We start from the raw sequence: 13,165 nt of genomic DNA on the forward strand, positions 1-13,165 counted from the left end.
CTTGCCCCACACCGCTGGCCTCCCCCTTCGCCCCTTGTCCAACCGTTCGTCACCCGTTCGCCGGCCCGAGCCCTCAGGACTGTTCAGGAGTCACCGCATGCCCGCCCTTGTGCGCCACCACTGGTGGCTCTGCGCCGCCCTCGCCCTGAGCGGCGCCGCCCACGCCCAGACGTCCGCGCCCCAGCCGCCCGCCGGGCCGGGGGCCTCCGCTCCCGTCGCCGCGGACGCCGCCGAGCCGGCCGCCTCCGCGCCGGTCGTCAACTCGGATATCGACGCGCCGCTGTTCTATCAACTGCTGATCGGGGAGCTCGAATTGCAGGGCGGCCAGCCCGGCGTCGCCTATCAGGTCATGCTGGACGCGGCCCGCCGCACCGGCGACGAGGAGCTGTTCCGCCGCGTCGTGCAGATCGCCCTGCAGGCCCGCGCCGGGGATCAGGCAGTCATTGCCGCCCGCGCCTGGCGCGACGCGGTGCCCACCTCGCTGGAGGCGCACCGCACGTTGATCCAGCTGTTCGCGCTGCTGAACCGCCCTGCCGAGATCGCACCGGTGATGCGCTCGCTGCTGGCGATCACGCCGCCCGACGCGCGCGCCGGGTTGCTGGCCGGGCTGCCGGGCCTGTTCCAGCGCAACCCGGAGCCGGTGCGCGTGCAGGAAGCGCTGGAGCCGCTGCTGCGCGAGGCCGCCGCCAGGCCCGAGACCCGCTTCGTCGCGCTGATGGTGCTGGCGCGGCTGGCGCAGGTGGCCGGCAACTACGAGTCCGCGCTGATCCAGACCCGCGCCGCCGCCAAGGACTTCCCCGACCGCGACGAGCCGCTGGCCATGGCGCTGGAGCTGCTGCCGCACCGTCCGGAGGCCGAGGCCCTGATCACCGCCGAGCTGCAGGCCCATCCGGACAAGCAGTCGCTGCGCATCGCCTACGGCCGCGCGCTCGCCCGCGCCCAGCGCCCCGCCGATGCGGCGCGCGAGTTCCGCATCCTGACGCAGGAGTCACCCGACATCGCCGGCCACTGGCTGGCGCTGGGCTCGCTGGAACTCGACCTGCAGCACCCCGACGCCGCCGAGGCCGCGCTGCAACGCTACATGGCGCTGGTGGGCAGCCGCCCGCCGCCGACCACGCTGGCCGAGCGCGCCGCCGAGGCCGCCGGCCTCAACCAGGGCGACAAGGAAGCGCGGCAGCAGGGTCAACTGCTGCTGGCCCAGGCAGCCGAGATGCGCGGCGACTTCAAGGCCGCCGAGGCGCTGCTGGCCCAGATCGACGCGGCGCCGGGCAACCTCGACATCGCCTACCGCCGCGCCTCGCTGCTGGGCCGCCAGGGCAAGCTCGACCAGGGCCTGAAGCTGCTGCAGGCGCTGCCCGTGGAGCGTGACCAGGACCGCCGCGCCCGCGTGCTGGCCGAATCGCAGCTGCTGCGCGAGAACCGCCAATGGCAGGCCGCCTACGACCTGCTGGGCAAGGCCGTCGCGCAGAGCCCCGAGGACGCCGACCTGATCTACGAGCAATCGATGATGGCCGAGAAGCTGGGCCGCGCGCAGGAGATGGAAGCGCTGCTGCAGAAGGTGATCGAGCTCAAGCCGCAGCATTACCACGCGTACAACGCGCTGGGCTACTCGCTGGCCGATCGCAACGAGCGGCTGGTGGAGGCGCGCGACCTGATCTCCAAGGCGCTGAGCTTCGCGCCGGGCGAGCCCTTCATCGTCGACAGCATGGGCTGGGTGGAGTTCCGCCTGGGCCGCCTGGGCGAGGCCGAACGGCTGCTGCGCCAGGCCTACGGCTCGCGGCCGGATCCGGAGATCGCCGCCCACCTGGGCGAGGTCCTGTGGGCCGCCGGGCGGCAGGACGAGGCGCGCCGCATCTTCGCCGACGCGTCCCGCCGCGATCCGCGCAACGAAGCGCTGCAGGCGACGATGCAGCGGCTGCAGGTCCGGCCTTGATGCAACGACGGCGCTTCAACACGGACGTGCTCGGCGCGCTGCTCGGCGGCGCGTCGCTGCTGGCCCTGAGCGGCTGCTCGTCCGTGCCCAAGGTGCCCGAGGCCGATGCCGCGGCACTGGCCGACGCGCCGCGCCTGACCGGCCGCTTCGGGTTGATCGTCCCGGCCGGCCCCGGCGGCCAGCCGCGCGGGCAGAGCGTCAACGCCAACTTCGAGCTGGCCGGCGACGCCCGGCTGGGCCGCCTGGAAATGAGCACGCAGATGGGCAGCCTGGTCGCGCGGGTGTCCTGGAAGCCGGGCACCGCCACGGTCCAGACCCCCGACGGCGAGCGCAGCTACGACGACATCGACGCGCTGACGCAGGAGCTGCTCGGCGAGGCATTGCCGGTCCAGGCGCTGTTCGACTGGCTGCGCGGCCGGCCCTGGCCGCAGGCACCGCACCGGGCCTCCGGCGAATCGGGTTTCGAGCAGCTCGGCTGGCAGGTCGACCTGCGCCGTTTCGACACCCAGCTGATTTCCGCCCAGCGGCTCAATCCCAACGGCGCGGAACCCCTGGCGACCTTGCGGTTGAAACTCGACGCGCCCTCGTCGGCGGCCTCTTCAGCGACCTCGGGTCAATAATTCCCCTCTGATTTCTCAGGGTATCCGCCCGAGTTTTCTCCGAATTTCTCGCACGCCGTCCATTCATCGCACAAGCATCGTCGGAAAACCCGGCGGCATATTGCGCCCGCGATCTCCAAGCCCATGACTTCCCCGCTCTTTCCGCCCCCTTCGGCCGCACCGCTGAATGCGCTGTACGACGTGCCGGCGCCGGCCAAGCTCAACCTGTTCCTGCACGTGGTGGGCAAGCGGCCCGACGGCTATCACCTGCTGCAGTCGCTGTTCGTGCTGGTCGACTGGGCCGACACGCTGCACTTCGAGCGCCGCGCCGACGGCGCGCTGCATCGCCACGACCGCGGCGACGCCCTGCCGGCCGACGACCTGTGCCTGCGCGCCGCCCGCGCGCTGCAACAGGCCAGCGGCTGCGCGCACGGTGTCGACATCCACATCGACAAGCGCCTTCCCTCGGGCGCGGGCATGGGCGGCGGGTCGTCGGACGCGGCCAGCACGCTGCTGGCGCTGAACCGGCTGTGGGGGCTGAACTGGTCGCGCGAACGGCTGCTGCCCATCGCGCTGAAGCTGGGGGCGGACGTGCCGTTCTTCGTTGGCGGCCGCAACGCCTTCGTCGAAGGCATCGGGGAGATCCTGCGTCCGGTCGACGTGCCGGCGCTGCGGCTGGCCGTGATCAAACCGGCGGTCAGCATCGGGACCAAGGAAATTTTTTCCAGCCCCCTGTTGCAAAGGTCAGAATCCGTGGCTATAGTAGCGGGCTTTCCTGCAGCGAACGACGGACGCGACGCAGACAACTCCAAACCGGCAACGGCGGCGAGTTTTCTCGAAACAGAAATCGACAGCTCGGGTGGACGCGAAGGCAATATGCACCGCGACCGCCAAACGCCGGAAATACTCGTGCAGCAGTTGTATGAGGGATGGGGCAGAAATGATCTGCAACCGCCCGCGCAAGCTGCCAGTCACGAAGTATCGACAGCGCTTGAATGGTTGCAAACTCGCTACGGCAACAGCCGAATGACGGGTTCAGGCAGCGCAGTATTTGCTAGAGTTCAGCCCTCGCTGATCACGGCGCAGGAAACAGACACGGTCACCGACCCAGGGAGCAATCCCGAGGCGACACCGGACGGGCGACTGAATGAGTTGCCGCCGGGTTGGGTGGGAAGGATGTGTCGCAGTCTGGCAGTTCATCCGCTTCGCGGCTGGGCTGACGACTGAAGGTCGTAGGGTGTTGTGCCACGCACAACGTCCTGTGTAGGGGAGTCGCCAAGTTGGTCAAGGCATCGGATTTTGATTCCGACATGCGAGGGTTCGAGTCCTTCCTCCCCTGCCAAATTTTCAGTTTCAATCCGGGACCCGCTGGGTTGGCCACCGGGCCATAAATCTCAAGGATGGCCTGCTGTGCTGCTCAATACCGTGCTCTTCACGGGTAACGCGAACCCGTCCCTCTCCAAGGAAATCGCCACGCATCTGGGCCTCGAGCTCGGCAAGGCCGTGGTCGGTCGATTTTCCGACGGCGAGGTGGCTGTTGAAATTCAGCAGAACGTCCGCGCCCGCGACGTCTTCGTGGTCCAGCCCACCTGCGCGCCGACCAACGAGAACCTGATGGAACTGCTGGTCATGGTCGATGCGTTGAAGCGCGCCAGCGCGCGCCGCATCACCGCCGTGATCCCCTACTTCGGATATGCCCGCCAGGACCGCCGCCCGCGTTCGACGCGCGTGCCGATCTCGGCCAAGGTCGTGGCCAACCTGCTGGAAACCGTCGGCGTCGAGCGCGTCCTGACGATGGACCTGCACGCGGACCAGATCCAGGGCTTCTTCGACATCCCGGTCGACAACATCTACGCCTCGCCGGTGCTGCTGTCGGACCTGAAGGCGCGCAACTACACCGACCTGGTCGTGGTCAGCCCCGACGTCGGCGGCGTGGTCCGCGCCCGCGCGCTGGCCAAGCAACTGGGTTGCGACCTGGCCATCATCGACAAGCGCCGCCCCGCCGCGAACGTCAGCGAAGTGATGCACGTCATCGGCGAGATCGACGGCCGCAACTGCGTGATCATGGATGACATGATCGACACCGCCGGCACGCTGGTGAAGGCGGCCGAGGTCCTGAAGGACCGCGGCGCCAAGAGCGTCTTCGCCTATTGCACGCACCCGATCCTGTCCGGCCCCGCCATCGAGCGCATCGCCGGGTCGCAGCTGGACGAGGTCGTCATCACCAACACGATCCCGCTGTCGGACGCCGCCAAGGCCTGCGGCAAGATCCGCCAGCTGTCCGTCGCCTTCCTGTTCGCCGAAACCATCCGTCGCATTTCGGACGGCGAGTCGGTGACTTCCCTCTTCAGCGAACAGAACAACAACTTCTGATCGCAACCCGTACCGGCCGCTGTTCGCGAGGACAGCGGCCGATTCGCGAAGGATCCTGGTCGCGGGACCTTCAACCGGAGCGCCATGGGGGTGCTCCGTCACTTTGGAGTCAGATATGAAATTCGTCGCTTTTGAGCGCAAGCTGCAGGGGACCGGAGCGAGCCGCCGCCTGCGCCACGCCGGCAAGGTGCCTGGCATCGTTTACGGTGCGGGCGAGCCGACCGTGATCGAGCTGGATCACAACGCGCTGTTCCACGCCATGAAGAAGGAAGCCTTCCACAGCTCCCTGCTGGACATGGAGCTGAACGGTGCCACGACGCAAGTGCTGCTGCGTGATTACCAGATGCACCCGTACAAGCAGCAAGTGCTGCACGTGGACTTCCAGCGCGTCGACGCCACCACCAAGATCACGAAGAAGGTGCCGCTGCACTTCATCGGTGAAGCCGAATCGCCGGCCGTCAAGACCGACAAGGGCACCGTCAACCACGTGATCACGCAAGTGGAAATCACCTGCCTGGCGCAACAGCTGCCCGAGTTCATCGAAGTGGACCTGAGCGGTCTGACGATGGGCCACTCGGTGCACGTGAACGACCTGAAGGTCGCGCCGCACATCAAGATCGTGACGCACGGCAAGCCGAACCCGGTGGTCGCCACCCCGGTGCCGGCGGTCGTCGAAGAGATCATCGTCGCGGCCGCTCCGGCCGCCGACGCGGGCAAGAAGAAGAAGAAGTAATTCTTCCCCTGACGTGGACGCGGGCCTGACGAGGTCCCTGTCCATCGCCCCGAAGAAGGCCCCGCTCAGCGGGGCCTTCTGCTTTCCGCACCGCCACTGATAATCCCGCCCCATGATTCGTCTCTTTGTCGGCCTGGGCAATCCCGGCCCGGAATACGAGGACACCCGCCACAACGCCGGGTTCTGGTGGATAGACGCGCTGGCGCGCGGCCTGAAGGCCACGCCGCAGCTGGACGTGAAGTACCACGGCCTGGTGGCGCGGGTGAACGACGCGCCCGGCGCGGCCGGTCCGATCTGGCTGCTGCAGCCGATGACCTACATGAATCTCTCGGGCAAGTCGGTGGCGGCGCTGGCGCGCTTCTTCAAGATCGCGCCCGAGGAGATCCTCGCCATCCACGACGAGCTGGAGCTGGCCCCCGGCGAGCTCAAGCTCAAGCAGGGCGGCGGCAACGCCGGCCACAACGGGCTCAAGGACATGCAAGCCCAGCTCGGCAGCGGCAACTTCTGGCGCCTGCGCCTGGGCATCGGCCATCCCGGCCACCGGGACGAGGTCGCCGGTTACGTGTTGCGCAAGCCGCCGCTGGCCGAGCGCCAGGCGGTCGAGGACTGCATCGGCAAGTCGCTGGAGTCCTTCAAGCTGATGGCCGGCGGCGACATGCCCAAGGCGGTCGCCCAACTGCACGCCAAGCCCCCACGTCCCAAGCCGCCGCGCCCCGCGCACCTGCCTCCGGCAGGCGAGCGCCCGCGCGACAAGCCGGCGGGCACCGGTGTGGCGCCCCTCCCCGCCTCGACCGCTCCGGCCACCGCCCCCGTGGCGGCATCGCCCGCCCCGGCCGCGACGCCGCCCGGCACCGAACCCCCTCCCCCCACCGGAGCCTGACATGGCCCTGCGCACCGCACCGATCCTGACGACAGCTGTTCTGGTCTTCTTGCTCGGCGCGGGGAACGCGCGGGCGCAGGCTCAGCCGCCTCGGGAGATCCCGCCGGCCGCATCGCCCGCGGCCTCGGCCGGTCCCGCACCCTCGGCGCGCGCCGCCTCCGCGGTCCGATCGCAGATCAAGCCGGAGCCCGACGCGGTCTATCACCGCTGCGGCCCCCAGGGTCAGGACTTGCGCGACACGCCCTGCCCGGACGGTCTCGGCGGCGGCGCGGCCCCCTTGCCGAAGGACCGGGTCGATCCCAAAGAGGCCGCCGCGGCGCGCCAGCGCGTCGCCGCCGAATCGCGCGACACCGCCGCCAGGCGACGCGAGCGCGAACGGCTCGCCTCGGCCGCGCCACCCGGCGCCGCCGGCATCCGCGGCACGGCGGGCACCGCCCCCTCGGCGCAGGTGCCCAAGCCCACCGATCCGAAGAAGCGCAAGCCCAAGGACCCCAAGCAGCCGCCCGACAAGAAGCCCAAGGTGCCCAAGCCGCCGAAGCTGCCGCCGACGCCCGTCACCGAGGACGGCACGCCTCGCCGCTAGAATGCGCGCCGTTGGTGCTCGTGCAGGCATTGCGCCTGTGCAGTTAAACGGGAATCAGGGAGTCGGCGTCTCATCGGGACGCTTGCCAACCTGAGCTGTCCCCGCAACGGTAAGTGGCCGCCGGCCGCGCGCTCCGGATCCTGAGCCTCAGGACCTCCCGATCGCCGCCGGCACTGCCTGTCCCCATGTCCACTGGATACGGGGAAGGTCCGCGTGACTCCCGCGAGTCGAGCAGACCTTCCCCATACTGGGAAGGACGCGGGCAGCGTGCCATCAGCCCGGATACCGGCCAACAGGTGGCGCGCCCAGCGCGATCCGTGCGACGTCCCCGCGACGATCCGCGGACGCAGCCGGACGTGCCGTTTCTCAGGCGCCCTGCGGGAGAGCTGGCGCCTGACCCTGTCGTTGGTCCCCTTGCTCATGATCCCGTTTGCCTCGCGCGCCCGGCTTTGCGCCCGCACGCTGCTCGTCTTCACCCCGATGGCGCTGGCCTCGGCCGCCTGCACCTCGGCGTTTGCCCAGTCGGCGCCCGCCTCCACCGCTTCCGCCAACAAGCTCGACGACGTCACCGTCACCGGCACGCGCAGCCCGATGCGGCTGTCCGACGTCGTCGGCGACCTGACCGTCATCAACCGCGACGCCATCGAGCGCCAGGGCTTCGGCAACATCGCCACCCTGCTGCGCAACGTCGCCGGCCTCCAGCTGGTGAGCAACGGCGGCCCGGGCAACTCGACCTCGGTCTACGTGCGCGGCGCCGAAACCCGCCACACCGTCGTGCTGATCGACGGCGTGCGCGTGGACAGCCAGTCCACCGGCGGCGCCGGCTGGCAGAACCTGCCGATCGCGCAGATCGACCGCATCGAAGTGCTCAAGGGCCCGGCCAGCGCGCTGTACGGCTCCGACGCGATCGGCGGCGTGGTACAGATCTTCACCCGCAAGGGCAGCGGCCGCACGCAACTGGACCTCGGCCTGGGCGCCGGCAATCTCGGCCAGGTCAAGGCCGACGCCAGCATCAGCGGCGGCACCGCCGTCTTCGACTACGCCGCCTCGCTGGGCGTGGACCGCGGCACCGGCTTCAACGTCTTCACCAACACCAAGAGCGCCTCGTACAACGACGACAAGGACGATTGGCGCAACTACAGCGCCAGCCTGCGCCTGGGCGGCCGCGTCGCCGAGGGCCAGCGCCTGGAGTTCGTCGGCCTCAAGAGCCGCAGCAACGCCGGTTATGACGCCGGCAAGAACGCCGACGACCGCGGCATCTCCGAGACCGAGGCCGCCAAGCTGAGCCTGAACTCGGCCTGGTCCTCCGCCCTGTCGACGCAGCTCAGCGCCGGCCAGGCCGAGGAGAGCTACGAGACCAAGCCCAGCTCGCCCTACCTGACCAAGACCCGCATCCGCAGCCTGTCGCTGCAGGGCTTCTACAAGCTCGACGAGCACCACCAGATCAACGGCCTGCTGGAAAAACGCGACGACCACCTGGTCAACTCCAGCCTGATCACCGACGGCAAGGCGTCCCGCGACGAAAAGGCCCTGGGCCTGAGCTACCTGGGCAGCTTCGGCGCCTTCAGCGTACAGGCGCACGGCCGCCACGACGACGACAGCGAGTTCGGCCGCGTCAACACCGGCAGCCTGTCCGCCGGCTACAAGATCGGCGGCGGCTGGCGCGTCACCGCGTCGTCGGGCAACGCCTTCCGCGCGCCGACGCTGTTCCAGATCGGCAGCGTCAACGGCCCCAATCTGAGCCTGCCGGGGGTCGAGGCGCTGCGTCCCGAGCGCGCCCACAACAAGGAAGCCGGGCTGGCCTGGGCCCAAGGCGGGTACGACTTCGCCGTCACGACCTTCCACAACCGCATCAACGACCTGATCGTCTACGGCGCGGCCGGCACCTGCCGCTCGACGGCCGGCTGCTACGGCAACGTTGCGCGCGCCCTGCTCAAGGGCACGACGGTCAAGGGCGGGGCGCAGCTCGGCCCGGTCAACCTCAGCGGCACGGTCGACTTCCTCGATCCGACCGACGCCTCCACCGGCAAGCTGCTGGCGCGTCGCGCCAAGCGCTTCGGCACCGTGCGCGCCGAAACGGCGGTGAAGGACTGGACGCTGGGCGCGACCGTCGTGGGCTCCGGCCAGCGCTGGGACAACGCGGCCAACACCACGCGCCTGGCCGGCTACGGCCTGCTGAACCTGGACGCGCAGTACGCGGTGGCGAAGGACTGGCGCCTGCAGCTGAACGTGGACAACGCCTTCAACCGCAGCTACCAGACGGCCAACTTCTACGCGCAGGCGCCGCGCACCTGGTTCGTCATGCTGCGCTACGCGCCGTCGCTGTAAGGTCACGGCTTCAGCGCCTCGCGCCCGTCCTCGATGCCTCTCCCGGAGAACCGCATGCCCGCACATCAGCTCATCGTCGGCGGTCAGCGCAGTGGCAAGTCCCGCCACGCGGAACGCCTCGCCCTGCGCTGGACGGCCACGGCGGGCCACCGGGCGACAGTCGTCGCCACGGCCGAGGCGCATGACGACGAGATGCGCGAGCGCATCGCCCGCCACCGCGCCGACCGGCCCGCCGGCTTCGACACGGTGGAGGCGCCGCTGCGGCTGTGCGAGGCGCTGCGCGCGCACGCCTCGCCGCGGCGCCTGCTGGTGGTGGACTGCCTGACGCTGTGGCTGACCAACTGGCTGATGCCGATGAGCGGCGCTCCGCGCCTGGAGGACTGGCGCGCCGAATGCGCCGACCTGCAGCGGCTGCTGCCGACGCTGTCGGGCCCGGTGGTCTTCGTGTCCAACGAGGTCGGCTGGGGCGTGATGCCGATGGGGCGCGAGGTGCGGGCCTATGTCGACGAGCTCGGCCGGCTCAACCAGCTCGTCGCGCGCCAGTGCGCCGAGCTCACGCTGATGGTGGCCGGGCAACCGTGGACGCGGCCCGTCGAGCCGCTCGATCCCCTGGTGGACACCGGCGCCGACACGCCCCCGCATGAGAACAACACGACGGCCCACGCGGCCGCCGACACGGAGAACGACGCATGACGCCGACGCCACACCCGCAAGGTCCGCACGCCCCGCTGCAAGAAGCCCTGCGACACGCTCCGCGACAGCCCCTGCCGCCGGGCCCGCATGAGCATCCGCGGGCGCGCCGGCGGCAAGGCCCGGGCTTGTCCCTGCGCAGGGGCCTGCGACAAGGCCTCGCCCTGTGGGCTGCCGCGCTGCTGAGCGGCCTGGCCGTCGCCGCGCCGATCACGCTGAAGGACGACCGCGGCCACACGGTCACGCTGCCCGACACGCCCCGGCGCATCGTCAGCCTGCTGCCGTCGCTGACCGAGACCGTGTGCGAGCTGGGCGACTGCGCCAAGGTCGTCGGCGTGGACCGTTTCTCCAACTACCCGGCGCGCGTGCAATCGCTGCCCAAGCTCGGCGGCCTGGACGACACCAGCATCGAATCGCTGGTCGCGCTCAAGCCCGACGTGGTGCTGCTGGGCGTCTCGGCGCGCGTGATCGACCGGCTCGAAGGCCTGGGCCTCAAGGTCGTCGCGCTGGAGCCCAAGAGCATGACCGACGTGCAGCGCGTGCTGGGCAAGGTCGGCCAGATCCTGGGCAGGGACGACGACGCGCGGCGCCTGTGGAACCGCATCGACGGCCACATCGCGCAAAGCGCCGCCACGCTGCCGCCCGGCGCTCGCGGCCTGTCCGTCTATTACGAAGTCGACGCCGGCCCTTACGGCGCCGGCACCGTCTCCTTCATCGGCGAGATCCTGGCGCGCCTGGGCGCCCGGAACATCATCCCCGCCGAGCTGGGTCCCTTCCCCAAGCTCAACCCTGAATTCATCGTCCGCGCCGACCCGCAGGTGATCATGGTCGGCCAGCGCAACGCGCCGGGCCTGCCGCAGCGGCCGGGCTGGCAATCGATCCGCGCGGTCAAGAACCAGCGCCTGTGCGTCTGGGTGCCGGCCGAGTCCGACGTCCTGGTGCGCCCCGGCCCACGCATGTCCGAGGCCGCCGCGCTGATGGCGCGCTGCCTGCGCGACGCCGCCGCCGGCCCGATCGCCTGGCCCACCGCGGCTTTCGTCGCGCCTCCTGGAGGCATGCGCTGATGACGCGATCGACGGCGCCGGACCCACTGCCTCAACGGCCGGGGCAACCCGACGTGCCACCGCTGCCGGCGATGCCGCGCGTTCCTGGCCCTGCGGATGCCCCCGCGCCGGCGATGGCGGTCGGACGCTCGATGACCGCGCGCACGGCCGCGCAGTTGACCGCGCTGCTGCTACTCGGCGCGGTGCTGCTCGCGCTGGGCCTGGCCATCGGCAGCCTGGGCTGGAGCCCCTGGACCGACAGCGACGAGACGATGCGCCTGATCCTGTGGGACATCCGCGCGCCGCGCTCGATCGGCGCATGGCTGGCCGGCGCGTTGCTGGCGCTGGCCGGGGCGATCGCGCAGGGCTTGTTCCGCAATCCGCTGGCGGACCCCTACCTGCTGGGCTGCTCGGCCGGCGCCTCGCTGGGCGTGGCGGCGTTGCTGTTCGTGATGGGCGTCTCGCCCGCCGCGGCGGCGCTGGCGCTGCGTGTCGGCATGACCGGCGCGGCCTTCGCCGGCGCAGTGGGCGCGGTGCTCCTGACGCTGATGCTGGCGCGCGGCGTCACGCAGAGCCTGCGGCTGCTGCTGGCCGGCGTGGTCGTGGGCGTGGTGCTGGGCTCGGGCTCGGCGCTGCTGACGCTGATGAACCCCGACATCCTGCGCGCCATGCAGGCCTTCATGCTGGGCAGCACCGGCTTCGTCGGCTGGAGCGCGGTGCAGGTCATGGCCGGCGCGATGGTCGCGTGCCTGCTGGTGGCGCTGGGCTGCAGCCGCACGCTGGACGCGCTGACGCTGGGCGAGGACACGGCGCGCTCGCTGGGTCAGCGCCTGACGCTGATCCGCCTGCTGCTGATCGCCGCCCTGTCGCTGGCCACCGGCGCGGCGGTCGCGCAATGCGGCCTGATCGCCTTCGTCGGCCTGGTCGCGCCGCACCTGGTGCGCAGCTGGGGTCCGACCACGCACGGCGCGCTGCTGCTGCTGTCGCCGCTGACCGGCGGCGCGTTGCTGCTGGCCGCCGACATCGCCGCGCGCTGGGTCATCGCGCCGCAGGAGCTGCCGGTGGGCATCATCACCGCGCTGCTGGGCGGCACCTACCTGCTGTGGCTGATGCACCGGCGCGGGTCGACGCTGGGAGGCTCGCGATGAACGACGCCGCCCGCTTCCCCACCGCACGCGAGACCCCTGTCGCCGCGAGCGACACGGCGACGACCCGCGCGCCGTCCCTGCGCATCGACCTGCGCTCGCTCTCTCTGTCCGGGCACCGGGTGCTGCAGCCGCTGACGCTGGCACCGGCCCCGCGCGCCTGGACGGCGATCGTCGGCCCGAACGGCGCCGGCAAGTCCACCCTGCTGCGCGCCATCACCGGCCTGCTCCCCTTCGACGGCACGCTGACGCTGGACGGCCGGCCGTGGACCGCCTGGCCGGCCAAGGAACGCGCGCGCCACGTCGCCTGGCTGGGCCAGAACGAATCGGCGGCGGAGGATCTGACGGCCTTCGACGTCGCGATGCTGGGCCGCTTGCCGCATCAACCGTGGCTGGCACCGGCCAGCGCGGCCGATCACGCGGCGGTGCGCCGCGCGATGTCGCAGACGCAAAGCTGGGACTGGCGCGATCGGCCGCTGGGCAGCCTGTCCGGCGGCGAGCGCCAGCGCGTGCTGCTGGCGCGGGCGCTGGCGGTGCAGTCCGGCGTGCTGCTGATGGACGAGCCGCTGGCCCATCTGGATCCGCCGCACCAGAGCGACTGGGTGCACATCGTCCGCGAACGCGTGACGCAGGGCGCCGCCGTCGTCAGCGTGCTGCATGAGTTGAACGTCGCGCTGCAGGCCGACACGCTGGTCGTGATGGATGCAGGCCGCATCGTCCACGAGGGGCCACCGCACGCCCCGGCGACACATGCCGCGCTGCAACGCGTCTTCCATGAACGGCTGCTGATCCTGCAGGTGCAGGGTCGGTGGATCGCGCTCAACGCCTGACCCCGGCTCCAAGACCGCCCCTCGCTCC

The 13,165-nt window shown here is 70.7% G+C and carries 12 protein-coding genes, 1 tRNA gene and 1 riboswitch; all 13 genes read left to right on the top strand.

Annotation, left to right across the window (positions count from 1 at the left end; genetic code table 11):
• Nucleotides 1-97: 97 nt before the first annotated feature.
• The 13 genes from CDN99_RS05325 (at nucleotide 98) to CDN99_RS05385 (ending at nucleotide 13,137) form a co-directional block, all read left to right on the top strand.
• Complete coding sequence (locus CDN99_RS05325; protein WP_088383187.1) at nucleotides 98-1,933, top strand: tetratricopeptide repeat protein; 1,836 nt, start codon at nucleotides 98-100, stop codon at nucleotides 1,931-1,933.
• Nucleotides 1,933-2,553: an outer membrane lipoprotein LolB gene (locus CDN99_RS05330; protein WP_088383189.1), complete on the top strand. Its 621-nt coding sequence runs from the start codon at nucleotides 1,933-1,935 to the stop codon at nucleotides 2,551-2,553. Before CDN99_RS05325 ends, CDN99_RS05330 begins: the two co-directional genes overlap by 1 nt.
• A 123-nt stretch (nucleotides 2,554-2,676) precedes the next feature.
• Entirely contained in the window at nucleotides 2,677-3,759 is a 1,083-nt protein-coding gene (gene ispE, locus CDN99_RS05335) for a 4-(cytidine 5'-diphospho)-2-C-methyl-D-erythritol kinase (RefSeq protein WP_141100647.1), read from the top strand.
• Nucleotides 3,760-3,797: 38 nt separating this feature from the next.
• Nucleotides 3,798-3,874: transfer RNA gene (locus CDN99_RS05340), tRNA-Gln, on the top strand.
• A gap of 68 nt (nucleotides 3,875-3,942) precedes the next feature.
• A complete protein-coding gene (locus tag CDN99_RS05345; RefSeq protein WP_088383191.1) occupies nucleotides 3,943-4,905 on the top strand; it encodes a ribose-phosphate pyrophosphokinase in 963 nt (320 codons plus the stop codon).
• A gap of 115 nt (nucleotides 4,906-5,020) precedes the next feature.
• A complete protein-coding gene (locus CDN99_RS05350; protein WP_088383193.1) occupies nucleotides 5,021-5,638 on the top strand; it encodes a 50S ribosomal protein L25/general stress protein Ctc in 618 nt (205 codons plus the stop codon).
• 112 nt (nucleotides 5,639-5,750) lie between these two features.
• Nucleotides 5,751-6,518, top strand: a complete 768-nt coding sequence (pth, locus tag CDN99_RS05355) for an aminoacyl-tRNA hydrolase (RefSeq protein ID WP_088383195.1) — start codon at nucleotides 5,751-5,753, stop codon at nucleotides 6,516-6,518.
• Between the two features lies 1 nt (nucleotide 6,519).
• Nucleotides 6,520-7,101 carry a hypothetical protein gene (locus CDN99_RS05360; protein WP_088383197.1) on the top strand — a complete coding sequence of 194 codons (582 nt, stop codon included), beginning with the start codon at nucleotides 6,520-6,522 and terminating at the stop codon, nucleotides 7,099-7,101.
• A riboswitch (cobalamin riboswitch) is annotated at nucleotides 7,097-7,409 on the top strand. Its footprint overlaps the gene before it by 5 nt.
• 112 nt (nucleotides 7,410-7,521) lie before the next feature.
• Nucleotides 7,522-9,429 (top strand): TonB-dependent receptor domain-containing protein, encoded by a 1,908-nt coding sequence (locus tag CDN99_RS05365; protein ID WP_141100648.1) that lies wholly within the window; start codon nucleotides 7,522-7,524, stop codon nucleotides 9,427-9,429.
• A gap of 54 nt (nucleotides 9,430-9,483) precedes the next feature.
• Complete coding sequence (gene cobU, locus CDN99_RS05370) at nucleotides 9,484-10,122, top strand: bifunctional adenosylcobinamide kinase/adenosylcobinamide-phosphate guanylyltransferase (RefSeq protein WP_088383199.1); 639 nt, start codon at nucleotides 9,484-9,486, stop codon at nucleotides 10,120-10,122.
• A 125-nt stretch (nucleotides 10,123-10,247) separates the two neighbouring features.
• A complete protein-coding gene (locus CDN99_RS05375; protein WP_310732466.1) occupies nucleotides 10,248-11,183 on the top strand; it encodes an ABC transporter substrate-binding protein in 936 nt (311 codons plus the stop codon).
• 131 nt (nucleotides 11,184-11,314) lie between these two features.
• Nucleotides 11,315-12,310: a FecCD family ABC transporter permease gene (locus CDN99_RS05380; protein ID WP_238139363.1), complete on the top strand. Its 996-nt coding sequence runs from the start codon at nucleotides 11,315-11,317 to the stop codon at nucleotides 12,308-12,310.
• Nucleotides 12,307-13,137: an ABC transporter ATP-binding protein gene (locus CDN99_RS05385; protein WP_088383206.1), complete on the top strand. Its 831-nt coding sequence runs from the start codon at nucleotides 12,307-12,309 to the stop codon at nucleotides 13,135-13,137. Before CDN99_RS05380 ends, CDN99_RS05385 begins: the two co-directional genes overlap by 4 nt.
• Nucleotides 13,138-13,165: the final 28 nt, after the last annotated feature.

It is taken from the genome of Roseateles aquatilis (assembly GCF_002205645.1).
Lineage (GTDB): Bacteria > Pseudomonadota > Gammaproteobacteria > Burkholderiales > Burkholderiaceae_C > Roseateles > Roseateles aquatilis.